Raw genomic sequence first — 23,214 nt, 5'->3', positions numbered from 1 at the left:
GCTGATCGCGGCGAGCGCCATCGCGCGGTCTGCCGAGCAGCGCGACGCCGACGAAACGTGGTGTATGCCGTTCAGCGGGCTCGCCGCTCGGACGTGAAGACCGGGGTCGTGGTCAGCGGCGGACCTGGCAGTGGCAAGTCCGTCATCGCGCCTCGGCAGGCGTCAGTCGACGGACGCGAAGTCCTGGTGAGGCTGCGTGTGTGGCCGAGCTGAGCGGCATACAAGCTCAGTCGTATGGCGTGTGCGCAGATGGCTCGGCGCGCCTGTCAGGCGTCGTGGATGGCGATGACGCGGCCTGCGGCGCGCGCGGCCTGCTCGATGTGAGGGCGATCGGAGGTGACGACCGCGTCGCCACGCCGGAGTGCTCCCTCGGCGACAGCGAGGTCGACAGTGTCCTCGAGTCCCGATGCGACCGCCAACACGCCGACCGCACGCGCTTGGGTCTCAGAGAGCGGCTCGAGGCTGCATCCCTTGAGCAGCCGTGAGAGCTGGGCTTGGGGCCCACCTCGCCAGGCCTCGGCCAGGACTCCAGCGGGCACGGTCGGGATGAGGCCGCGGTTCAACGTCGCCCGATGCAGGGCCCACACGAGGCGTCGGTCGTTCTCGGCCGCGATCAGGGCACCGGTGTCGTAGGTCAGTCCGCTCACGAAGCGGCCGTGCCGGGTCGGGCCGACGGTGCAGTGCCCAGGAGCCGGTCCAGGAGTGCCTCTCCCGCCGCCTGCTCCTCCGCGCTGAGCGGGCCGGCCTCGGCTTCCCAGTCGGCGACGCTGCGCAAGCCTTCACGCAGACGGAGTTGATGCTCGGCGGCCGACGACAACCAGCCGGAGAACGAGGTGCCCTCGTGCCGGGCCTCCGCTTCGATGCGCGCCGCGACATCTTCGTCCAGTGACACAGACCTCTTGACCACGCTCATGCCTCGCATGGTAGTACCGACGGTAGGACCAGCCCGTTGAAGAAGTAGAGCCGACCCCTCCCGGGCGTGCCATGCAGGGACTCCCGCTTGAGACGGCACGGACTGGCCTGTGGATAACCGGCCCCCGAGGACCGACATTCTTGAACACGTCACACGATTCTGGGCGCCGAGGGATGGCGCCCACAGTGGCGGGAACATGGCCGCGGGGACGTCACCGGATCGCCTCGCGGGCGACTTCTTGCTTGCTGCCCGCGGACGGACGGCGCTTGAGCCGTCGCTGGGCTCGGGTCGTTCGCCAGTTCGTCCACCACGTCGAACCGCCATACCCGCCGCTGGCGACGATGAGGGGAGGTTGTCCCCGGCGTGGCGCCCAAGGGACGAACCGGCCGCCTCGTAGAGCCCTCACTGGCTGTGGAGCAGGCTCACCTCGCCCGTCGGCGCGAGCCACACCGTCGTCTCTGCCGGGACGATCCCGGCCGACGCCGGAGAGCTGGCGAGCAGCACGTCCAGCCCGTCCGGACCGTCCAGCCCGTACGGCTCGGTGCCGAAGTTCGCGACGACCTCCCACCCGTTGGGTCGCCGGAAGCGCAACACGTCGTCCCGGCCGGTCTCGACCCAGCTGAGCTGTTCGCCGGTCTGCAGCCGCCGGCGCAGCTGGAGCGCCGCACGGTAGAGCTCGAGCGTCGAGCCCGGCTGACCGTCCTCGACCGAGACGGAGTGGTCGGCGAACCACGCCGGCTGGGGCAGGTGCGCCCCGCCCGAACCGAACCCGAACGAGGTGTCGTCGGCGGTCCAGGGCAGCGGCACCCGGCACCCGTCGCGGCCGGCGTCGACGCCGGGGCTGCGGTAGAACGTCGGGTCCTGGCGCTGCTCGTCGGCGATCTCGGCCACCTCGTGCAGACCGAGCTCCTCACCCTGGTAGAGGTAGGCCGAACCCGGCAGGGCGAGCAGCAGCAGGGTGGCCGCCCGGGCCCGGCGCTCGCCGCCCGCCCGGTCCAGCTGGGTCTCGGGCCCGCCGGCCAGCACCCACTCGGTGCCGTGCTTGCGCGCGGGGGTGCCGTCGGCCAGTCGTTCCGGTGAGGGCAGGCCGTAGCGGGTCGCATGCCGCACGACGTCGTGGTTCGACAGCACCCACGTGCTGGACGACCCGGCTCGGGCGGCCAGCTCGAGGTTGTCGGTGATGATCCGGCGGAACTGGCCAGCATCGAAGTCGGCCAGCAGCAGGTCGAAGTTGAACGACTGGCCGAGGCTCTCCGGCCGCGCGTAGAGCGGCACCCGCGAGGAGTGCACCCATGCCTCGGCGACCGCGGACCGGGGCGGGTCGTAGGCGTCCAGGACGGTGCGCCACTCGGCATACACCTCGTGCACGTCGTCCCGGTCGTGCAGTGGGTGGTTGCCGTCGACCGGCAGCTCGGCCAGCTCGGCCGCCGACGGCAGCGGCTCGGTCAGGTCCTTGGTCAGGGCGTGCGCCACGTCGATCCGGAAACCGTCGACGCCCCGGTCCGACCAGAACCGCAGGGTCGTCAGGAAGTCGGCCCGCACGTCGGGGTGACTCCAGTTCAGGTCGGGCTGTTCGACCGCGAAGCTGTGCAGGTACCACTGGCCGTCGGCGACCCGCTCCCACGCGGACCCGCCGAACATCGACACCCAGTCGGTCGGCGGCTGGGCGCCATCCGGCCCGGTCCCGTCGCGGAAGATGTAGCGGTCCCGCTCCGCCGACCCGCGACCGGCCGCGAGCGCCTGCTGGAACCACTCGTGCAGGTCGGAGGTGTGGTTGGGGACGATGTCGACCACGATGCGGATGCCGCGCGCATGCAGCGCTCCCACCAGCTCGTCGAAGTCGTCGAGCGTGCCGAGCCGGGGGTCGACGTCGCGGTAGTCGGCGACGTCATACCCGCCGTCGGCCAGGGCGGACGGGTAGAACGGGCTGAGCCAGACCGCGTCCACCCCGAGCTGCGCCAGGTAGTCGACGCGGTCGGTGATGCCGCGGATGTCGCCCAGCCCGTCGCCGTTCGAGTCGGCGAAGCTGCGCGGGTAGATCTGGTAGACGACGGCCTGGCGCCACCAGGCTGCTGCCTCGTCGGCGGCGGCGGTTTCGGCGGCGGTGCTGTGTGCCAGGTCGGGGGAGGTGGTCACGGTTGAGGAGGTCCTTTCGAGGTGTTGCGTGACGGTGGTCGGTCGAGCGGGTGCGGCGGGCTCAGCCCTTGACGGCGCCCTGGGTGACGCCCTCCATGACCCACCGCTGGGTGAACAGGTAGGCCACGATCGCCGGCGCCATGGCCATGAAGTAGGAGGCGAACGAGACGTTGTAGTTGTTGCTGAACTGGGTCTGGAACAGGTTCTGCCGCACCGGCAGGGTCTGCAGCGCCGGGTCGGAGATGATCAGCGAGGGCATCATGAAGTCGTTCCACGCGTAGAGGAAGGCGAAGATGCCGACCGTGGCGCTCATCGGCGCGAGCAGCGGGAAGATCAGGTGCCAGAAGGTCTGCCAGGTCGAGGCGCCGTCGATCCGCGCGCTCTCCTCCAGCTCGAGCGGGATGGAGCGCAGGAACGCGGTGAACAGCAGCACGCTGAAGCTGAGCTGGAACATCGTGGCCAGGATGATGACGCCGAGCGGGTTGTCCAGGCCCACGCGTCCGGTCAGCTGGATCTGGGGGAGCGCGACGACGGGGAACGGGATGAACATCGCCCCGAGCATGTAGAAGAACGAGTACCGGAACAGCCGGCGCTCCCAGTTGCGCACGATCGCGTAGGAGGCGAAGGCCGCCAGCAGGATGGTGGCGATCACGGTGCCGGCGGTCACCAGCAGCGAGATGCCCGCGCCGACCGGGAACTTCGTGAGGTTCCAGGCCTGCACGAAGCCGTCGATGCTGAACGGCGCCGGCAGCGAGAAGGCGTTGCCGTCGACGGCCTGCCCGGTCGTCTTGAAGGCCATCGAGATGGTCACGTACAGCGGGAGCAGTACGGTGACCGAGCACAGCATGAGGATGACCGTCGCGGACCAGTTGACCCGCTCCATCTTCTTCCAGGACCGCTTGGGCCTGGCGTTCTGCAGCCCGACGGAGACGTCTGCCTGCTCGAAGTTCAGCGCCGGCTGGTTGGTGGTCACGAGAGCTGGTTCCTTCCGCGGGTGAGGGAGAGCTGGAGCAGGGAGATGATGATGGCGACGACGAAGAAGATCGTCGCGTTGGCCATCTGGTAGGCGTAGTCGCCGCCGTTGAAGCCGCCGATGATCGACAGGGCGATGCTTCGGGTCGAGGTGCCGGGACCGCCGTTGGTCAGGCCGACGATGATGTCGTACGCGTTCAGGAAGCCCTTGAACCCGAGGATGAAGTTGATGACGACGTAACCGGCCACGAGCGGCAGGGTGATCCGCAGCATCTGCTGGGTCTTGGACGCCCCGTCGAGGTCGGCCGCCTCGTAGACGTCGCCGGGCACCGCGAGCAGGCCGGCGATGTAGATCAGCAGCGTGCCGGGGATCGCCTGCCACGCAGTGACGATGACGATCGCCACCCAGGCCAGGTCGGGGTTGGCCAGCAGGCTCGTCTGCAGCCACGAGATGCCGAGCGCATCGCCGAGCGCCGGCAGCGAGTTGGAGAACAGGAAGTTGAAGACGTAGGCGATGATGATGCCCGAGACCACCATGGGGATCACGAAGACCGTGCGCAGCCCCGTCTTGAACCGGACCCGGGAGATCAGCCCGACCGCGAGCAGGAACGCCACGACGTTGACGACGATGACGGTCGCCACCGAGAAGCCGAAGGTGAACAGGTAGCTCTGCAGGATCGCCGGGTCGCTGAACAACGCGATGTAGTTGGTCAGGCCGGTGAAGTGCCAGTCGCCGATGCCGATGGAGTCGGTGAAGCTGAAGAAGATGCCGATGACGCCGGGCAGGGTGATGGCCAGGGTGAACAGCACGAGACTGGGCAGCAGGAACAGGTAGTAGAGCGGTTCGACGCGGCGGGCCCTGTGGCGGGTTCGACGGGCGCCGTCCGTCGCGGTCGGGATGGTCCTGCTCATTGCACGGACTCCTTCGTCTCGTGGGAACCGAGGGCCTGGGGCGCTGCGGGTTGGCGGAAGGCCAGGCGCGCCCAGTCCTGGTCCATCGTCCGGAGGGTCGAGGCAGGGTCGGCGCCGAACACCATGGCCTGCGCGTAGTTGAAGACGGGGATCGTCTTCGGCACGAGGACCGACGGGCCCTGGTAGACCTGCCCGGCCTGGTAGTACTTGGTCATCCCGGCGATGCGCGGGTCGTCAGGCGGTGGTGCGTCCTCGGTCGGCGTGAAGCCGAGCTGCGAGGCGTTGTACGCCCTGATGCGCTCGGGCTGGTAGAGGTACTCGAGGAAGTCGCGGGCGGCCTGCTGGTGCTTCGAGCCCTCGGGGATCATCGCCGCGAGGTCCATGTTGACCCGCACGCGGAGGTCACCGGGGTCCTGCGTCATCGGCAGCGGGAACGTCCCGAGCTTGAGGTTGGGCGCGGTCTTGGCGATCTCGCTGAAGGCCCACGGGCCCTGCAGGTACATGGCCGCCTCCCCCTTGCCGAAGGCGAGGTTGCCGTCGCCGTAGGCCCGGCTGGGCGCGTCGGCGTTGACGTACTTGCGGGTGAGCTGGAGCATCTTGTCCATCGGCTCGGCAAACCCCTTCTCGAACGAGACCGGGGAGCTCGGCCCGACGTTCGCCCCCTCCGCCGAGAGGCGGTGGAAGAAGTCGAGCACGTCGAGCGAGCCGCCGACCGAGTAGTCGTACCACCCCTGGCCGACGGTCCAGTCGTCCTTGAAGGTGGCGTAGAACGGCGTCACGCCGGCCGCCTTCAGCTTGTCGCAGACCGCGATCAGCTCGCTCCACGTCCGTGGGACGGCGAGCCCGTGCTTGGCGAAGATGTCCTTGTTGTAGATCACGGATGCGGCCATCACCGAGTAGGGCAGCGCGCTGATCCGTCCCGCGCACCGGCCGTACTGGTCCATCAGCGGCTGCAGGTCCTTGCGGACCTCCGCGGCGGCACGGGTTCCGGAGAGGTCGCTGAGCGTGCAGCGCTGCACGAACCGCGCGACCTCGAAGTTGTAGTTGGCGAGCATGAGGTCGGGCGGGTTGCCGCGCACGAAGCTGGCCGACACGACATCGACACCCGAGGTGTCCATGACGACCCGCACCCGCTGCTGCGAGGCGTTGTAGTCGTCGACGACCTTCTGCATGAACTCGATCGCCTCACGCTTGCTGAAGGTGAAGCGGACCGTCTCCCGGCTGTCGGTCGAGCATCCGACCAGCACCGCTGCGCTCACCGCGACCGCGGCCACCGCTGCGACCATGCGCCGTGCTCGTCCTGCTCTCTCAGGCACCTCGTTCTCCGTCCGGTGGTGGTTGCAACTAGAAGGTTCGATGAGTAGATTTACTTATCGAATAAACTGCCTCGACGCATTATGACAGCACAACCGAGAGCAGGTCAATACTCATGACTGCATCGCCGAAGAGCCTCGCACCGAGGCCGCTCAGCCTGGCCGCAGTGCTCGAGCACGCTTGGGGCGCGGACGACTTCACCGCCTCTGCGGTGATGGGCGCCACCGGGCTGACCCGGTCGACCACGATCGAGGCCATGGACACGCTGGCCGGGCTGGGCCTGCTTCGCGAGCTGCCGAACGCGCGGGTGACCAGCTCCTACCGCAAGGGCCGTCCGGCCCGGCGCTTCGAGGTGCGCGAGGATGCCGCCGTGCTCGTCGGCGTCGACGCGGGCCACGCGCGGGTCACGGTCGTGGTGGCGGACCTGCGGTCCCGGACGCTCGCGACGCACCGGCTCGCCCTCGACGTCGAGCGCGACGACGCCACGACCCGGCGCCGCCTGATCGTCGCAGCGGTGTCCGATGCGCTGCGTGCGGCGGGGCGGACCCGCCATGACGTGCTGGCGGTCTGCGTCGGGGTGCCGGCACCCGTGGACGCCGAGGGGCGTTCGCCGCGGCACCGCACCGGCTTCTGGGACCTGATGAACCCCGGCCTGGTCGACGCGTTCGCCTGGGCGCCACTGGTGCGCATCGACAACGACGCCTCCCTGGCGGCCGTGGCCGAGGGGGCGGTGGGCGCGGCCGTCGGGTGCCCCGACTACGTCTCGCTGCTGGCCGGGACCCGGCTGGGCGCCGGCGTCGTGGTCGACGGGCGGGTCCTGCGGGGGGCGCACGGCGGGGTCGGCGAGATGATCGCCTTCGACCACGTCGACGGCGTCGGCTCCGCGGAGGGGCTGGGCACCCGGGCGGCGCAGTGGGCCAGGGCGGAGATCGCCGGGGCGAGGCTGGCACCCGAAAGCGCGCTGGGGGCGATGCCGCCGGAACGCATCGACGGGCGGTCCGTGCTCGAGCTGGCGGCCGCGGGTGACGCTGACGCGGGCCGGGTCGCCGCGCGGGTGGCCGCGGTGCTGGCGCGGATCGTGAGCGTCCTCGGGAGCATGTTCGACCCGCGGCTGGTCGTCGTGTCGGGCGCGATCTCAGCCGGGATCGACGAGGTCATCGCCGCCGCCCGGCTCGCCCTGCCGACCGACCTGGACCTGCCGGCGCCCGAGCTGGTCGGCTCCCGCCTCGGCGCCGACGTCGTGGTCGTGGGCGCGGTCGCGGCAGCCTCCGCGACGGCCCGCGAGCGGGTCCTCGACGTCTGGCGGCAGCCGGCCACCTGACCGGTGAGGGGGCGTGGGCCCCACCTGCCTCCTCGCCGCGAGACGGTATGCCGCCCAGCCCGCCTCCCCGGCCACGCGCGGTCGGGCGGGTGGTCGGGGAGGTGGCTGAGCGGCATCCGGGCGCCTCGTCGGAGGTGGTCGAGCACGCTGACGTGGGCAGGCGCGGTCAGGCCGGGTCAGCGCGCCCAGGCCTTGCGGTAGGCAGCCTGGTAGTCCACGGTGGCGACGTACGGCCCGCTGGCCGGCACGTTGTGCTCCTTGTCGTAGAGCTGGATGCCGATCCCGCTGCCGACGCCCGGCGCACCCTGCATGATCCGGTTCAGGTTGTCCACGCCGGACCAGCCCTCCCACTCGTTGTCCAGGCCGGACCCGCCGACGACACTGCCCTTGCGGACCAGGTCCATCGTCGGGGCAGAGCCCTCGCCGGCAGCCAGGACGAGATGGCGGCCGCCCCGGATGGACTGCAGGACGGCCACGGAGACGCCGCCCTGCAGGATGCCGTCGTAGGCGACGCCGACCGCGTCGGTGTCCGGTTTCTGCAGCAGCTTCTGCTGGACCTGCTGGCTGACCCCGGCCGTCAGCTGGTCGAAGGAGTACTCGACGACCTCCGAGGTGCAGTCGGGGCACTTGGCCATCTCCCGCTTGTAGCCCTTGATGACGTTCTGGGTGCCGATGGCGACGTTGTCGGCGACGAAGAGGATGTTGCCGCGTCCGTTGGTCTCGGTGACCAGCAGGGCCGCGAGCGAGGCGCCGAACGACTCGAGCCAGGTCAGCAGCGGGCCCTCCTCGTAGGAGACGCTGTGGGTGAACAGCGAGGGCGACTTGGGGTCGGCGATGTTGCAGTCGATCCCCTCGGCCTGAACGACCGGGATCCCGGCGGCCTTGGCCTCGGCCAGCGGCTGCTGGGCGTAGCTGCAGTCGATGAAGTACATGAAGATGCCGTCCGCCCGGCCGGCGATGGCCTGCCGGATGCCGTCGCCCGCGGTGGACAGGTTGCCCTTGGTGTCGTAGACGGTGGCCTCCCACCCGATGGCGGCCGCGGCGTCCTGCGCCCCCTTGGTGCCCCGGGCGCACGAGGCGTTCGACTGTCCGCACGAGATGATCCAGATGTGCTTGCCGGCGGCGGCCTTGGGGCTGTCCGCCACGGGTGGCGCGACACTGGTCCCCTTGATCCAACGGTCGAAGTCGCCTTGGACGGCGGCCACGCCGGCCCCGGGAGCAGCCTGTGCCGCGGAGCCGCTCTGGGGGTCGCTGTCGGCCGTGCCGCAGGCCGCCAGGGCCGCGGTCAGGACGACGGCCGCGACGGCCGACAGGTGTCGCCGGATACGGGTGAGCTTCATGGGTGTGCCTTCCGTGGAGGTCTGGGAGGGGCCGCGGCGTCGCGCCGCTCAGGTACCGCGGCGGCGGAGCAGGGCCGAGAGCGAGACCCCGGCGATCAGGGCGAGGCCGTTGGCGAAGTCGTTGACGTACGAGCTGACGCCCATCAGGTTCAGCCCGCTGTTCAGCACGGCGAGGAACAGGATCGCCACGAAGGCTCCCCAGACGTTGAACCGGCCGGGCTTGATGGCGGCCACGCTGAGGAAGCCGGCCGCGATGGCGGGCAGGGTCAGCTCCGGTCCGACGCGGGGGTTGCCGGCTCCGGTCGTCCCCAGCAGCACGATCCCGGCGGCCCCGGCGAACAGGGCCGAGATGAGGAAGGCGCCCAGGGTGAGCCGGCGCGTGGGCAGGCCGACCAGGCGTGCCGCGGACACGTTGGAGCCGATGGCGTGCAGGTACCTGCCGAACGGCGTGCTGCGCATCGTGTAGCCGGTGGCGATGGTGAACACCAGCGCGACGGCGAAGCTGATCGGGATCCCGATCACGAGCGGGTTGGTGATGCTGAGCAGGCTCTCGGGGATGCCGGACAGGATGCTGAGCCCGCCGGTCTTCCAGGTCGCGACCCCGGCCAGCAGCGTGGTCATGCCGAGGGTGACGATGACGGAGTCGACGCCCACGACGGTGACCAGCACGCCGTTGACCAGCCCGACCAGCAGCGCGACGCCCAGCCCGGCCAGGACGGCGACCGGCATGGACCCGCCGCCGGCGAGCACGCTGGCCGCGAGGATCGAGCTGAGGCCGGTGACGGCACCGACCGAGAAGTCGTACTGCCGGCAGATGAGGGGCACGAGGGCGCCCATCGTCACGATGACCAGGACGGCCTGACTGAGCAGCACGACGCGCAGGTTCGCCAGCGATGGGAACGAGCGGGACGTCTCGGGCAGCAGGGACCACACGATCGCCACGACGATGGTGAGCACGACGAGCGCGCTCGCCTCGGCGTGGTGGCGGATCCGTCGGGCCCGGTCCCCGCGCGAGGAGGCCTCCGGGGTGGGCGTGGTCGCGGTCGGGGTGGCGTCCGGGGCAGTGTTCAGGGTCATGTCCCCACCTCCAGGGTGTGAAGTCGGTGGTTGACGGCCTCGGGCGAGAGGCCTTGGCTGGCAAGGGAGCCCACGAGCCGGCCATCGCGCATGATGACCAGCCGGTGGGAGAGGTAGACGAGCTCCTCCAGGTCGGAGCTGACGACGAGGACTGCCGTGCCCTGGGCCGCGGCCTGCCTCACGATGTCCCAGATCTCGGAGCGGGCGCCGACGTCGACCCCCTGCGTCGGCTCGTCGAGCAGCAGCACGGTCGGCGGGGTCGCGAGCCATCTGGCGACCGAGATCTTCTGCTGGTTGCCGCCGGAGAGGCTGCCGATCGGGACCTGCTCGGACGCGGCCTTGACGCTGTACTCGACGATGGCCTCGCGACCGGCCCGGCGCACGGCGCGATGCCGGACGCTGCCGAGGCTGACGAACGGGCGCAGGTGCCCGATGGTGAGGTTCTCGGCGACCGACAGGTCGGGGAAGACGGCGTCCTTGGGGCGGTTCTCGGGCACGAACGCGATGCCGTGCCGGATGCCGTCCGCCGGGCTCGTGAGCTCGACCTGCTGGTCGCGCAGCCGGATCGTCCCGCCGGTGGCGCGCTGCGCGCCGAACAGCAGGCGCAGCAGCGTGCTGCGCCCGGACCCGGCGAGCCCGGCCACCCCGACGATCTCCCCGGGGTGGACCTGCAGCGTGGCGCCGCGGACCGACCCGCCGGTGAGCTCCTCGGTGGCCAGGACCGGCTGCGTGGTGGCCGTGTCGACCTCGCCGGAGCCGGTGAAGGTGACAGCGCGACCGGCGATCATCTCGATCAGCTCCTCGCGCTCGAGCCCCTCGGCCGGGACGGTGCCGACGATCTGCCCGTCGCGCAGGCCGGTGACCCGGGTCGAGACGTCGAACACCTCGTCCAGGCGGTGCGAGATGAACAGGACTCCCTGACCGGCCTCGGCGAAGCCCTTGAGGGCGCCCAGCAGGAACTCCACCTCGTGCGGGGGCAGACTGGCGGTCGGCTCGTCGAGGACGAGAACGCCCTCCGAGGCGTCCTGCTGGTCCTGCAGGGCCCGGGCGATCTCGAGCATGGTCTGCGCCGCAGGGCCGAGGTCACCCACGAGGTCGTCCGGCCGGCAGGCGATCTGGTACTGCTCGATCAGCCGCGTGGCGCGGCGCCGGGCGGCGCCCCAGCGGATCCGGCCGGAGCGGTCGGTCTCGAAGCCCCGGCCGATCGACAGGTTCTCCACGACCGACAGCTCGTCGAAGGTCGTTCGGTGCTGGTGGACCATGTGCAGCCCGCAGCGCCGGGAGTCGGCAGGCGTGAAGGCGTCCAGCTCGTAGCTGCGGCCACGGATGCGCAGCTGCCCGCTGTCGGCGCGCACCACCCCGGCCATGATCTTCACGAGGGTGGACTTGCCCGAGCCGTTCCCACCGACGAGGGAGACGACCTCTCCGGGACGTACCTGCAGGTGGGCGTTGCGAAGGGCTCTGGTCACGCCGTAGGTCTTGGACACGTTCGTGACCGACAGCGCGAGCGGCATACCCTCGAGGTCGACGTCGGGGTCCAGGGCGCGGTCGAGCGCCGCGTCGAGGGACAGCTCGGAGGTGGGCCGCGGGAGGGGTTGGCGGTCCATGACGGCACCTACCCGATCCCGGCGGGCCGGCGACCGCCGGACCGCGCGACGGTCGGCAGCACGGTGGTCGGCAGCACGGTGGCCATCAGCGCACCGCCAGCTCGAGCCCGAGCCCCGGGGTGAGCAGCTCGCACCCGGTCTCGGTCACCACGACGCTCTCGCTGAAGCCGGTGCCGTACTGGCCCGGCACGAAGATGCACACGGGCAGGTGGAAGGCCATGCCGGGACGCAGCTCGCGGTCGATGCCGGGCGCGATGTACATCGGCGCCTCGCACCACGAGGGCTGCATGCCCATGCCGATCCCGTAGCCGTAGGCCCCGTGGAACCACATCTCGTCGGCCACCGGCTCGAGTCCCTTGGCCGCGATGCGGGCGACGTCGTCGCCGGTGCGTCCCGGCCGGATGTTCTCGGTGAGCAGACCCAGGGTTGTGATGGCCGCATCGGCCAGGCGCCGCACGCCCGGGGCGGGCTCGCCGATCACCGCACTGCGCATGCTCGGCGCGTTGTAGCGGTTGTAGGTGCCGGTGAACTCGAGGTAGATCGTGTCTCCCGAGGTGAGCGTGGTGCGCTTGAACGGCATGTGGGGGCCCAGACCGGCCCGCTCGCCGACCATGCACATCCCGTCGATGGAGGTCAGCTCGGAGCCGGCGGCGTACATCGCCTCGTAGCCGGCCGCGACCATGTCGTTGTCGGTGCGCCCCTCCTTGGCGGCCTCGAGCGCGGCCTGCAGCCCCAGCCAGGTCAGCTTGCCGGCCTGCTTCATGTAGGCCACCTCGCTAGCGGACTTGATCATCCGGTGGTCCATGATCAGCTGCGTGGCGTCGGTGAAACGCGCGGTGGGCAGCTTGTCCTGCAGGGTGAGGAAGCTCTTGGCGTCGTAGGCACCGATGCCGAAGGTCTCCGGGTAGGCCATCTCGACGCCGATGCCGCGGCCGGCGGCGCCGCGCGCGAGCAGCACGTCGGCGAGCTGCTCGGCGGTCGAGCGGTTGTCGTACCAGTCGTAGACGATCACGTCGGTGACCACCGAGCTGGCCAGGGCGCAGGGCGCCTCGAGCTCGGCGGTGTGCACCGCCAGCGACCCGTCGGCGAAGACGAGACCGACCCCGTAGCAGGAGGGCATCGTCGTGTCGTAGCCGGTGAGCCAGGCCCAGTTGGCCGTGTTGGACACGAGCAGGATCTCGATGCCGGCATCGGACATGCTGGCGAGCACCTTGGCCAGCCGGGCGGTGTACTCCTCCTTGGGGAAGGGCAGGTATGACGGCAGGGTGCGCTCGCTCAGCATCGCGGCGTAGGGGCGGGGGTTGATCATGGTTGCGGTCTCCAGGTGGGTGGGCGGATGGACGGATCGGGGCTGGTGCGCTTCGGGACGGTTCAGGCCGTGGACGGGTCGGCGTCCGCACCGGCTCCGGTGCGGGGGGAGCGACTCGTGGATGGTGCGGAGGTCGGCTCGTCGTCGGCGCTGCGGGCTTGGGCCAGGTCGTAGCTGAACTTGGGGACGTCCCAGATCTCGAAGACCTCGATGTCGCGACAACCGGGCAGGCCGGCCAGGAACTCCTCGCGGTAGGGGCCGAACGCGCGGCTGTCGTCGAGGATGACCTCGAAGAGGACGTCGTACCGGCTGGAGGTCGTCAGGCCGATCCAGCCGACCTCCGGACGCTCGGCGAGCAGCTCGGCCACGGCCCGGGCATGGCCCGGCTCGAGCTTGAGGGCGATGGTGGCCTGGAACTGCCTGCCGAGCAGGCGCGCCGTCGGCACGCCGATGACCCGCAGGTAGCCGTCGTCGATGAGCTGGCGGGTGCGCAGCCGCACCGTCCCGGGGGAGACCCCTAGGTCCCGCCCCATCTGGCGGTAGCTGCGCCGGCCGTCCTGCTGCAGCGCCTCGACGATCTGCCAGTCCAGGTTGTCCACGCTGGCCTCCTTGCGCATTGCGTGTCGGGTTGGGGATCCTTCAAGAGGATCGGTGTTGCAGGTTGAGTAACGATTGATCATTCGTCAACAGATCTGTCAGTGCATCGAGTATCCGTCATCGAGCGACGTAAGGGAATACGTCATCCGACGGATGTGCGCTGCGGGCCGCGTGGGAGACGGTTGGTCATCACCCGGGCAGACGCCTGGGGATGACCCACCCATCGACGTGCGGAGAACCTGGTGAACCAGACCTGGAACGTGAGTATTGATGCGGGTGGCACCTTCACGGACGCGATCGCCCAGTCCTCGACCGGTGCGGTCCTCGTCGCCAAGGTGCCCTCGACGCCGGCCGACCCTTCGCAGGGCCTGGCCGACGCCATAACCGAGCTGTCCACCCAAGGCATGGCCATCGACGACGTGCGGCTCGTCTGCCACGGCACGACCGTGGCCACCAACGCGACACTGACCGGCGCCTGGGCCCAGGTGGCGCTCGTGACGACCAAGGGCTTCCGGGACGTGCTGGCCTACCGCCAGGGCAGCCGGCCGGATGTCTACAGCCTCACCCCGGCGCGGCCCCGCGAGCTCGTCGCGCGGACCCACCGGCTCGAGGTGGACGAGCGGATCGACCCGCGGGGCAAGGTGCTGCAGGCACTCGGCGATGCGGAGATCGACCGCGTCGTGGCGGAGGTCGTCGCCCTGGACCCCGAGGCGGTCGCGGTGAGCCTGCTCTTCAGCTACATCGACGACACCCACGAGGCGGCCCTCGGCCGGGCGCTGCGCGCTGCCCTGCCGGACACCCCGGTCACCTTGTCCAGCGAGGTGGCCCGCGAGTTCCGCGAGTACCCGCGGACGGCCACGACGGCGATGAACGCGGCGCTGCGGCCCATCGTCGGCGGCTACCTGCGCCGGGCGTCCTCGGCCGTGGCCGAGCTCGGCGTGGAGGCGCCGCTGCTGGTGATGCAGTCCAACGGCGGTTGCGTGCCGGCGGAGCGGGCCGACGCCGAGGCCCACAAGCTGGTCCTGTCGGGGCCGGCGGGCGGGGTGACCGGCCTGGTCGGCCTGGCCGCGCGGCACGGACTGGACAAGACGATCAGCCTGGACATGGGCGGGACGTCCGTCGACATCTGCCTCGTCCGTGACGGGGTCACCCCGATGACCACCGCGCAGCAGATCGACGACCACACCCTGCTCGCCCCGACCGTCGACATCCACACCATCGGCTCCGGCGGCGGCTCGATCGCCTGGGTCGACGCCACCGGACGGCTCCGGGTCGGTCCCCAGTCGGCCAAGGCCGTACCCGGACCGGTCAGCTACGGCCGCGGCGGGACCGAGCCGACCCTGACCGATGCCCACGTCGTGCTCGGCACGCTGGGCAGCGCCACCCTCGCCAGTGACCTCTCCCTGGACCGCGAGGGAGCGGAGCGGGCCCTGGGCGAGCTCGGTGAGAAGCTCGGGATGAGCGCGACCGAGGCAGCCGAGGCGATCATCGCCGTCTCCGTCGCGCACATGATCCGCGCGCTGCGCAAGGTGAGCGTCGAGCGTGGGCTCGACCCGCGCGAGTTCACCCTCGTCCCCTTCGGCGGCGCCGGACCGCTGCACGCGGGCCTGCTCCTGCGTCACCTCGGCCTGGCCGGCGTCCTGATCCCGGAGCGTCCCGGCATCTTCTCGGCCGAGGGGCTCGTCTCGGCCGGGCTGCGCTTCGACGACGCCCAGACCGTGCTGCGTCCCTTCGACCCCGCCGACGTCGACGGGCTGCTCGAGTGGTTCACCACGAGCGCCGAGGCACTGGTCGCCCGCCTGCAGGAGGACGAGATCCCGCGGGAGCGCATCGAGGTGGCCGGGACCGTCGACTGCCGCTACATGGGGCAGGGCTTCGAGCTGAACGTCCCGGTGGAGCTGACCCGTGCGGGACTGTTGCGGTTGCCCGAGGACTTCGGCGACCTGCACGAGCTGCGCTACGGGCACGCCAACCGCACCGAGCCGGTCGAGATCGTCACCCTGCGGGTCACCGCGACCGGCCACCAGGGCGCCGCCACCGCCCAGCAGCTCGACGAGGGCACCGGCACCCCCGACCCGGCGGCCCGCATCGCCGAGCGGCCCGTGGTCATCCCCGGGACCGGGGCGGCGCAGCAGACCCCGGTGTGGGACCGGGCCCGGCTGCTGGCCGGGGACACGATCGTCGGCCCGGCGATCGTGCACCAGATGGACTCGACGACCGTGATCCTCGGTGGGCAGCGCCTGCGCGTCACCCCGACCGGCGACATGGTCCTGACGGAGGAGAAGAAGTGAGCACCACATCCACCAGCACCGTCGACACGGTGACCTTCGAGGTCGTCTCGGCGGCCCTGCACTCGGCTGCCGAGGAGATGGGCGCCGTCCTCAAGCGCTCCAGCTACAGCCCGATCATCCGCGACATGGACGACTTCTCCTGCGCGCTGTTCACCGCGGACGGCGACCTGGTCGCGCAGGCCGACTACATCCCCGCGCAGCTCGGCGCGATGTCCCTGGTCGTCAAGGCGATCATCGAACGGTGGGGCGATGCGATCGCCCCCGGTGACAGCTACATCAGCAACCACCCGTTCCTGGGCGCCATGCACCTGCCGGACGTCAACGTCGTCGGCCCGATCTACCACGAGGGCAAGCGGATCGGCTGGGCCGGCACGGCGGCGCACCACATCGACGTCGGTGGCGTCAACCCCGGCAGCGAGGGACCGGACCTGCAGGACATCTACGCCGAGGGCCTGATCCTGGCCCCGGTGCGCCTGTCCATCGCCGGGGTCGAGAACCCCGACGTCATCGCCATCATCACCGAGAACATCCGTGACCCGCTGAGCACCGTGAGCGACCTGCGCGCCCAGCGTGCGGCCTGCGCGGTGGGCGAGAGCCGGCTGCTCGAGCTGGTCGAGCACTATGACCGTGACCTCGTCCTGGACGTCATGGACCGGATGCTCGTGGTCGCCGAGAGCGGCACCCGGGTGGCCCTGTCCGGGCTGGCCGACGGCACCGGCGAGGCCGAGGGGTTCCTGGACGACGACGGTCGGCACGGGCCGCCCACCCGGGTGCATGCGAAGGTCACCAAGGTCGGCGACCACCTGACCATCGACCTGTCCGGCAGCGACCCGCAGGTGTCCGGCGCCATGAACGTCCCGTGGGCCAGCACCCGGGCCGGGATCGTCTACGCGGTGCGCACCGTCGTCGCCAAGGACCTCGGCGCCAACGACGGCATCCTGAGAGCCGTCGAGGTGATCTGCCCCGAGGGAACCGTGCTCAACCCGCGTAAGCCGGCGGCGGTCTCGATCCGGCACAACACCTGCCAGCGCCTCGCGGACACCCTGATCCGGGCGATGGCCGACCTGTGGCCCGAGGTCGCCATCGGCAGCAGCAACTGCAGCTTCTTCTGCGTCAACGTCGGCAGCACCTCCCCGGTCACCGGGCGCGACTCGGTGATGGCCGAGGTGGTCGGTGGCGGGACCGGTGCCGTGCCGGGCAGCGACGGCCTCGACGGGGTCGACACGTACATGTCCAACGTGGGCGTCATGCCGGCGGAGGTCGTCGAGACCAACTACCAGATCCGGGTCCGGCGCAGCGAGCTGCGGCCCGGCTCCCAGGGTGCCGGCGAGTACTACGGCGGGATGGGCTACATCCGCGAGTACGAGATCCTCGACCACCCGCAGCGGGTGACCTACTACGCCGAGCAGACCCATCCCGACTTCGCCCCGCGGGGTGCGGCCGGCGGCACGGACGGAGCGCCCACGGTCGTGACGGTCTTCGGCCCCGACGGCCAGGCGGTCGACCTGCCGACGAAGGCCTCGCTGACCCTCGAGGCAGGCTCGGTGATCCGGGCCGAGACCGCCGGTGGCGGCGGCTACGGCGACCCGGCCCGGCGCGACCCGGCCCTCGCCGCGGCCGACCTGGCCGGTGGACGGGTCCTCGTCGACGCCGGGGAGCGCCCCGTCGGCGGGATCGGCTGAGGCCGGCAGCATGCCGTTCTCGACACACCCCAGGGCGAGCGCGCTCGACGCGCTCCGGGACGCCGAGCCGACCCCGTTCTGGCTCACCCACCGTGACCGGCCCGACCCGGCACCGGCCCTGACCGGATCCGCCACCGGCGACCTCGTGGTCGTCGGTGGCGGGTTCACCGGTCTGTGGACCGCACTGCTCGCCAAGCAGGACGACCCCGACCGCGATGTCGTGCTGCTCGAGGCGGGCACGGTGGCCAACGCCGCCTCCGGCCGGAACGGCGGCTTCTGCGCCTCCTCGCTCACGCACGGCATCGCCAACGGCGTCAGCCGCTACCCGGACGAGATGGACCGGCTGGTCGCGCTCGGGCTGGCCAACCTCGACGAGATCGAGAAGACCGTGGCCGACCACGACATCGACTGCGGGCTGGAACGCACCGGCACGCTGCACGTCGCGACCGAACCGCACCAGCTCGCCTGGCTCGAGCAGTCCCGCGAGCTCGCCGAGCGCCACGGCGAGCCGACCCTGCTGCTCGACCGGGAGCGGACCCGTGGCCTCGTCGACTCGCCGCTGTTCCTCGGGGCCACGCTCACCCCGAGCACGATCATGCTCGACCCGGCGCGGCTGGTCTGGGGCCTGCTCCGGGCCTGCCGGAGCCTGGGCGTGCGGGTGCACGAGCGTTCCCCGGTCACCGGTCTGGACGGGGCCGGAGACGACGTGACGGTGCGAACGGCATACGGCAGCGTCCGGGCCCGGTCCGTGGCGCTGGCCACGAACGCCTTCCCCCCGCTGCTGCGCAGGCTGCGCAAGTACGTCGTGCCCGTCTACGACTATGCCCTGGTGACCGAACCGCTCACCGCGGCCCAGCTCGAGTCGGTGGGCTGGGCAGGCCGGCAGGGCGTCAGCGACTCGGGCAACCGGTTCCACTACCTGCGCCTCACCTCGGACAACCGGGTCCTGTTCGGTGGCTACGACGCGATCTACCACTGGAACGCCCGGCTCGGCGAGGAGCTGACCCACCGGCCCGAGTCCTACGCCCTGCTGGCGGAGCACTTCGTCCAGATGTTCCCGACTCTCGAGGGGGTGCGCTTCACGCACGCCTGGGGTGGGGTCATCGACACCTGCAGCCGCTTCAGCGCGTTCTGGGGGACCGCGGAGCGGGGCCGAGTGGCCTACGCGCTCGGCTACACGGGTCTCGGGGTGGGCGCCTCGCGCTTCGGCGCCCGGGTGATGCTCGACCTGCTCGGGGGGCACGACACCGAGCGCACCCGGCTGCGCATGGTGCGCACCCGCCCCGTGCCCTTCCCGCCGGAGCCACTGCGCAGCATCGGGATCCAGCTGACCCAGGCCGAGCTGGCCCGTGCCGACGACAACCACGGGCGGCGTGGCCTCTGGCTGCGCGCCCTCGACCGGCTCGGGGTCGGCTTCGACTCCTGAGCGGCTCCCGGCGGCCCTACCATGGGGCATGGCCGGGCGGGCGTCGAGTACCTGCCGGCCGCTTCGGAGGCCAGCATGTCCCGGACCAGCGTCGAGGTCACCGTCGGTCGTCGGACGCGCGACGGGGACCTCCCCGCGGCCGTGCCGCAGGCGCTGCTGCCCTACGCCCTCGGGTTCCTGGACACCTCCCGCGACTCCATGCGCTTCCTGTGGCGCGACGGCCAGCGCTGGCTCGCGGTCCAGCTGGTGCGCACCCGCTCGGGGACGGGCGCCGCGACCGGGGGCCGGGCCGAGGCCGTCGCGGTGCGGGTCGCGGAGGTCGACATGCCCCGCGGGGTCACCGTGCGTGAGGTCGACATCCTCACGCTGCTGGCCCTGGGACTGACCAACGGGGGCATCGCGGACCGGCTGGGCACCAGCGCCCGGACCGTGTCCACCCAGATCGAGCGCCTGTTGAGCAAGCTCGACCAGGTCACCCGCGGCGGGCTGTCCGCGCTCGCCGTGGACTCGGGCCTGCTGCGGCTGCCGATCCCCGGTGGGGTCGAGGCCACGACCGGGATCGGGATCGTCGAGCTCGAGTCCGTGGTCACCACGTCCCGACGCTCGGCGCTCGGACCGCTGAGCCCCGCCTACCCCCGCAAGCGCCCCCTGCTCATCGGCCTGCTCGTGCCGACCGGGGTGGCCGCGTCCGACGGTCGCGAGCTGCACAACGGGTCGACGCTGGCCGTGGAGCAGCTGAACGCCACCGGCGGCGTCGGCGGACGCGCCGTCGAGCTCGTCCCGGTCGAGGTGGACCTGTTCGGCTGGGACAGCATCGCGCGCGGGCTCGACCGGCTCGTCGAGGCCGACGTCGATGCGATCATCACCAGCTATGCCAGCGCCGAGAACGTCGCGCTCATCGACCGGGTGGCCGACTTCGGCAAGCCCTTCCTGCACACGGCGACGTTCGCCGAGCAGGTGAGCCTGGCCGAGTCCGACCCGCTGCGCTACGGGGCGATCCTGCAGACGTGCGCCTCCGAGACGTACTACGGGATCGGCCTGGTCGACCTGCTGTCCGGGCTCGAGTCGCAGGGCTTGTTCCGGCCCGGTTCGCACCGGATCGTCGGCATCGAGACCGAGAGCTCGAGCACCCACGTGACCAACGAGGCCTTCCTGGCACGGACCGAGGCCGCCGGCTGGTCGCTCGCCGACGTGGTCCGGGTGCCCGTGACCGGCACCGACTGGACCGCCACCGTGGCGCAGGTCGCCCGGCTCGACCCCGGGGCGGTCATGATCACGCACTTCCTCGACCACGAGATCGCCGCGTTCCAGCGGGCGTTCGTGCAGTGCGGGTCGGCGGCGCTGGTCTACTGCGTCTACGGTGCCTCCATCCCGGGCTTCCTGGACACCGCAGGGGAGGCCGCCGACGGCGTGATCTGGTCCACGACGACGGGCACCTACGACGACGAGCTCGGGCGACGGTTCCGGACGCAGTACGAGGCGCGCTTCGGCGCGGCGCCCGGCTGGTCCCAGGCGGGCGCCGCCTACGACCAGGTGAACCTGCTGGCCGCCGCCTGGTCGGCCGTCCGGACCCGGCGCACCGACAGCGTCGTCGCGCACATCCGCAGGTGGCCCCATCGAGGCGTGAACGGCGTCTACTACTTCGGTGAGCACGGGCACGCCACGCTGTCCTACCCGCACATGACCTCCGACGCCTCGCTCGGGCAGGCCCACATGGTCTACCAGATCCAGGACGGCGGCAGCTGTCCCCTCGCCCCCGCACCGTTCGGGGACATCGCGAGCTTCCGCCTGCCGCCGTGGTGCCGCCGCGCGACCTGACGCGCCCGACTATCGCGCGGTCACCCGAGCACCGTGGCGAACGCCGTGTCGAGGATGTCCAGGCCCTCGGCGAGCAGGTCGTCGCCGATCGTCAGCGGCGGCAGGAAGCGGAACACGTTGCCGAACGTGCCGCAGGTCAGGGTGACCAGGCCCTGCGCGTGGCAGGCCTCGTTGACCGCCGCGGTCAGGGCGGGGTCGGGCGTCTTGCGCGCCGGGTCCGAGACGAGCTCGATCGCCAGCATCGCGCCGCGGCCCCGGACGTCGCCGATCACGCCGTGCCGCTCGGCCAGGGCCTGCAGCCGGGGCACGATCACGCCCTCGATTGCCTTGGCGCGGGTGCGCAGGTCGTCGCGCTCCATCGTCTCGATCGAGGCCAGCGCGGCGGCGCACGCGACCGGGTTGCCGCCGTAGGTGCCGCCGAGCCCGCCGGGGTGCACCGCGTCCATCAGCTCCGCCCGCCCGGTGACCCCGGCGAGCGGCATACCACCCGCGATGCCCTTGGCAGTGGTTATCAGGTCGGGCACGACGCCGTCGTGGTTGCAGGCGAACCAGTCCCCGGTGCGGGCGAACCCGGTCTGGACCTCGTCGGCGATGAAGACGATCCCGTGCTCGCGGCACCAGTCCGCGACCCGGGCCAGGTAGCCGTCCGGGGGCACGATGAAGCCGCCCTCGCCCTGGATCGGCTCGATGATGACCGCGGCCGTGTTCTCCTCGCCGACCTGCGCGTGCACCATGGTGGTGAACGCCTCGAAGGCCTCCTCGAGGCAGTGCTCCGCGCCGGTCGCCCACCGGTAGGGGTAGGCCATCGGGGCGCGGTAGACCTCGCCGGCGAACGGCCCGAACCGGTGCTTGTACGGCATGTTCTTGGCGGTCAGGGCCATCGTCAGGTTCGTCCGGCCGTGGTAGCCGTGCTCGAAGGCGATCACCGCGTCGCGGCCGGTGACGTGGCGGGCGATCTTCACCGCGTTCTCCACCGCCTCGGCGCCGGAGTTGAACAGGGCCGAGCGCTTCTCGTGGCTGCCCGGCGTCAGCTCGTTGAGCCGCTCCGCGACTGCGACGTACTCCTCGTACGGGGTGACCATGAAGCAGGTGTGCGTGAAGTCCCGGATCTGGCGGCTCACCGCGTCGACGACCCGCTGGTTGCCGTTGCCGACGGTCGTGACGGCGATGCCGGCGCCGAAGTCGATCAGCTGGTTGCCGTCGACATCGCGCAGGATGCCGTCCTGGACCCGGTCGACATAGACCGGCAGGCCGGTGCTCACCCCGGCGGACACGGCCGCCGCCTTGCGCGCCGACAGCTCCTGCGACCGGGGGCCGGGGATGGCGGTGGCGAGGATGCGACGCTGCTCGAGCGGCTGGCTCATGACGGACTCCTTGCGACGTGGGGGCACTCGTTGGTCCCAGCGTGCGTCGGCCGTGCCATGCTGTCCAATACTCACTTGTGACCTCAGCCATGCCTGGGAGGTATGCCGTGGAGCTGCGTACCCTGCGCTACCTCCTGGCCGTCGCGGACGAGGGGTCCGTGACGGCCGCCGCTGCGGCCGTCCGGGTGGCCCAGCCGTCGCTGTCGCGCCAGCTGCGCGGGCTCGAGCGCGACCTCGGCCTCGAGCTGTTCGTCCGGCGCCACGGGCGGCTGCGCCTCGGCGCGGCCGGTCTCGAGCTCCTGCCGCTGGCCCGCGACCTGGTCGCGCGCGCGGACGCGCTGCGGGCCGCGGCCGGGGCGATCGGCAGCGGCCGCATGCAGACCATCACGATCGCGGCGCCCGGCACGACCCTCACCGACGTGATCGCCCCGTTCCTGGCGACCCTGGGGGAGGACGACCCGATGCCGGACGTCCGCGAGGAGCTGCCGGCCGCGGTCTACGAGGCGGTGGGCCGGGGGGCGGACCTCGCCGTCGGGACCACCCCGCCACCACGTCGGCTGACGGGCCAGCCGCTCGCCCAGCTGCCCGTCTGGGCCTACGTGCCCCTGCGCCACCGGTGGGGGCGCCGGGCCACGGTGCCGCTGGGCGAGCTCGTCGCGGAGGACCTGCTGGTCCTGACCCCGGACTTCCACCCGCGGCAGGCGCTCGATCAGGCCGTCGCGCTGGGCGGCCTGGAGCTGCGGACGCCGCGCGAGCTGGCCTCCGCCGAGGTGGCCCAGGCCATCGCCGCGGCCGGCCGGGGCGTCGCGGTCGTCTCGGACGACCCCCGTTTCGGGCTGCACCCCCTGCGCATCACGACCCCGAGCGGCGAGCTGACGATCAGCCTCTACACCGCCTGGGACCCGCGTCACCACGGTGCGGCGACGATCGCCGGGCTCGCCGGACGGCTCCGGTCCTTCTGCCACGGCCGGTACTCGACGCATCCGTGACCTCGGGCGGGGTCCGCCCCCGGGGGCCCCACGGGCACCTTCGGGCGAGCATCCGGAGTCTCAGGATGTGGACACTCCTTGACCCGTCAGGCGTGGCGTCGCATAGGTTACGCAATCAGTTCCGAAACCCCCTTCGGAACCACCGG

The 23,214-nt window shown here is 71.4% G+C and carries 18 protein-coding genes; 6 read left to right on the top strand and 12 right to left on the bottom strand.

Annotated elements, in window-relative coordinates; translation table 11 throughout:
- Positions 1-266: 266 nt before the first annotated feature.
- The 6 genes from WMI84_RS03385 to WMI84_RS03360 all read right to left on the bottom strand — a co-directional run bounded on the left by WMI84_RS03385 (position 267) and on the right by WMI84_RS03360 (position 6,219).
- Positions 267-647 (bottom strand): hypothetical protein, encoded by a 381-nt coding sequence (locus WMI84_RS03385; RefSeq protein ID WP_347350596.1) that lies wholly within the window; start codon positions 645-647, stop codon positions 267-269.
- The gene (locus WMI84_RS03380; protein WP_347350595.1) at positions 644-913 is read right to left on the bottom strand and encodes a hypothetical protein; all 270 of its coding nucleotides are present in this window, start codon (positions 911-913) and stop codon (positions 644-646) included. The genes WMI84_RS03385 and WMI84_RS03380 overlap by 4 nt, the downstream gene beginning before the upstream one ends.
- Positions 914-1,315: 402 nt before the next feature.
- Complete coding sequence (locus WMI84_RS03375) at positions 1,316-3,031, bottom strand: glycoside hydrolase family 13 protein (RefSeq protein WP_347350599.1); 1,716 nt, start codon at positions 3,029-3,031, stop codon at positions 1,316-1,318.
- A gap of 79 nt (positions 3,032-3,110) precedes the next feature.
- Complete coding sequence (locus tag WMI84_RS03370; RefSeq protein ID WP_347350598.1) at positions 3,111-3,932, bottom strand: carbohydrate ABC transporter permease; 822 nt, start codon at positions 3,930-3,932, stop codon at positions 3,111-3,113.
- A gap of 86 nt (positions 3,933-4,018) precedes the next feature.
- Positions 4,019-4,933: a sugar ABC transporter permease gene (locus WMI84_RS03365; RefSeq protein ID WP_347350594.1), complete on the bottom strand. Its 915-nt coding sequence runs from the start codon at positions 4,931-4,933 to the stop codon at positions 4,019-4,021.
- Positions 4,930-6,219, bottom strand: coding sequence for an extracellular solute-binding protein (locus WMI84_RS03360; protein WP_347350593.1), 1,290 nt, complete (start codon positions 6,217-6,219; stop codon positions 4,930-4,932). Before WMI84_RS03360 ends, WMI84_RS03365 begins: the two co-directional genes overlap by 4 nt.
- Positions 6,220-6,362: 143 nt before the next feature.
- On the opposite strand from WMI84_RS03360, the gene WMI84_RS03355 reads away from it, so the two are divergent.
- Complete coding sequence (locus WMI84_RS03355) at positions 6,363-7,568, top strand: ROK family protein (protein ID WP_347350592.1); 1,206 nt, start codon at positions 6,363-6,365, stop codon at positions 7,566-7,568.
- 176 nt (positions 7,569-7,744) lie between these two features.
- On the opposite strand, the gene WMI84_RS03350 is transcribed toward WMI84_RS03355, so the two are convergent.
- The 5 genes from WMI84_RS03350 to WMI84_RS03330 form a co-directional block, all read right to left on the bottom strand.
- The gene (locus tag WMI84_RS03350) at positions 7,745-8,908 is read right to left on the bottom strand and encodes a substrate-binding domain-containing protein (protein WP_347350591.1); all 1,164 of its coding nucleotides are present in this window, start codon (positions 8,906-8,908) and stop codon (positions 7,745-7,747) included.
- 48 nt (positions 8,909-8,956) lie between these two features.
- Positions 8,957-9,985: an ABC transporter permease gene (locus WMI84_RS03345; protein WP_347350590.1), complete on the bottom strand. Its 1,029-nt coding sequence runs from the start codon at positions 9,983-9,985 to the stop codon at positions 8,957-8,959.
- Positions 9,982-11,592 carry a sugar ABC transporter ATP-binding protein gene (locus tag WMI84_RS03340; RefSeq protein ID WP_347350589.1) on the bottom strand — a complete coding sequence of 537 codons (1,611 nt, stop codon included), beginning with the start codon at positions 11,590-11,592 and terminating at the stop codon, positions 9,982-9,984. The genes WMI84_RS03345 and WMI84_RS03340 overlap by 4 nt, the downstream gene beginning before the upstream one ends.
- An 85-nt stretch (positions 11,593-11,677) precedes the next feature.
- The gene (locus tag WMI84_RS03335; RefSeq protein ID WP_347350588.1) at positions 11,678-12,901 is read right to left on the bottom strand and encodes a Xaa-Pro peptidase family protein; all 1,224 of its coding nucleotides are present in this window, start codon (positions 12,899-12,901) and stop codon (positions 11,678-11,680) included.
- 62 nt (positions 12,902-12,963) lie between these two features.
- On the bottom strand, positions 12,964-13,500 hold the full coding sequence (locus WMI84_RS03330) for an Lrp/AsnC family transcriptional regulator (protein WP_347350587.1): 537 nt from the start codon (positions 13,498-13,500) through the stop codon (positions 12,964-12,966).
- Between the two features lie 240 nt (positions 13,501-13,740).
- On the opposite strand from WMI84_RS03330, the gene WMI84_RS03325 reads away from it, so the two are divergent.
- The 4 genes from WMI84_RS03325 to WMI84_RS03310 all read left to right on the top strand — a co-directional run bounded on the left by WMI84_RS03325 (position 13,741) and on the right by WMI84_RS03310 (position 20,715).
- Complete coding sequence (locus WMI84_RS03325) at positions 13,741-15,789, top strand: hydantoinase/oxoprolinase family protein (RefSeq protein ID WP_347350586.1); 2,049 nt, start codon at positions 13,741-13,743, stop codon at positions 15,787-15,789.
- Complete coding sequence (locus tag WMI84_RS03320) at positions 15,786-17,471, top strand: hydantoinase B/oxoprolinase family protein (protein WP_347350585.1); 1,686 nt, start codon at positions 15,786-15,788, stop codon at positions 17,469-17,471. Before WMI84_RS03325 ends, WMI84_RS03320 begins: the two co-directional genes overlap by 4 nt.
- 10 nt (positions 17,472-17,481) lie before the next feature.
- Positions 17,482-18,897 (top strand): FAD-dependent oxidoreductase, encoded by a 1,416-nt coding sequence (locus WMI84_RS03315; protein ID WP_347350584.1) that lies wholly within the window; start codon positions 17,482-17,484, stop codon positions 18,895-18,897.
- A gap of 75 nt (positions 18,898-18,972) precedes the next feature.
- A complete protein-coding gene (locus WMI84_RS03310) occupies positions 18,973-20,715 on the top strand; it encodes an ABC transporter substrate-binding protein (protein WP_347350583.1) in 1,743 nt (580 codons plus the stop codon).
- A gap of 20 nt (positions 20,716-20,735) precedes the next feature.
- Here the strand turns inward: WMI84_RS03310 and gabT are convergent, their stop codons facing one another.
- Positions 20,736-22,079 (bottom strand): 4-aminobutyrate--2-oxoglutarate transaminase, encoded by a 1,344-nt coding sequence (gene gabT / locus WMI84_RS03305; RefSeq protein ID WP_347350582.1) that lies wholly within the window; start codon positions 22,077-22,079, stop codon positions 20,736-20,738.
- Between the two features lie 107 nt (positions 22,080-22,186).
- Here gabT and WMI84_RS03300 point away from each other — a divergent pair, with 107 nt between their 5' ends.
- Complete coding sequence (locus tag WMI84_RS03300) at positions 22,187-23,068, top strand: LysR family transcriptional regulator (RefSeq protein WP_347350581.1); 882 nt, start codon at positions 22,187-22,189, stop codon at positions 23,066-23,068.
- The last annotated feature ends 146 nt before the right edge of the window (positions 23,069-23,214 follow it).

It is taken from the genome of Intrasporangium sp., assembly GCF_039812505.1.
Taxonomy (GTDB): Bacteria; Actinomycetota; Actinomycetes; order Actinomycetales; family Dermatophilaceae; genus Intrasporangium_A.
This window is presented reverse-complemented; position numbering and strand designations above follow the sequence as displayed.

Coding starts and splice junctions, on each gene's coding strand:
- WMI84_RS03335 (WP_347350588.1), bottom strand. CDS start 12,901: ATGATCAACCCCCGCCCCTACGCCGCGATGCTGAGCGAGCGCACCCTG.
- WMI84_RS03350 (WP_347350591.1), bottom strand. CDS start 8,908: ATGAAGCTCACCCGTATCCGGCGACACCTGTCGGCCGTCGCGGCCGTC.
- WMI84_RS03370 (WP_347350598.1), bottom strand. CDS start 3,932: ATGGAGCGGGTCAACTGGTCCGCGACGGTCATCCTCATGCTGTGCTCG.
- WMI84_RS03360 (WP_347350593.1), bottom strand. CDS start 6,219: ATGGTCGCAGCGGTGGCCGCGGTCGCGGTGAGCGCAGCGGTGCTGGTC.
- WMI84_RS03355 (WP_347350592.1), top strand. CDS start 6,363: ATGACTGCATCGCCGAAGAGCCTCGCACCGAGGCCGCTCAGCCTGGCC.
- gabT (WP_347350582.1), bottom strand. CDS start 22,079: ATGAGCCAGCCGCTCGAGCAGCGTCGCATCCTCGCCACCGCCATCCCC.
- WMI84_RS03310 (WP_347350583.1), top strand. CDS start 18,973: ATGTCCCGGACCAGCGTCGAGGTCACCGTCGGTCGTCGGACGCGCGAC.
- WMI84_RS03315 (WP_347350584.1), top strand. CDS start 17,482: ATGCCGTTCTCGACACACCCCAGGGCGAGCGCGCTCGACGCGCTCCGG.
- WMI84_RS03365 (WP_347350594.1), bottom strand. CDS start 4,933: ATGAGCAGGACCATCCCGACCGCGACGGACGGCGCCCGTCGAACCCGC.
- WMI84_RS03340 (WP_347350589.1), bottom strand. CDS start 11,592: ATGGACCGCCAACCCCTCCCGCGGCCCACCTCCGAGCTGTCCCTCGAC.
- WMI84_RS03345 (WP_347350590.1), bottom strand. CDS start 9,985: ATGACCCTGAACACTGCCCCGGACGCCACCCCGACCGCGACCACGCCC.
- WMI84_RS03380 (WP_347350595.1), bottom strand. CDS start 913: ATGAGCGTGGTCAAGAGGTCTGTGTCACTGGACGAAGATGTCGCGGCG.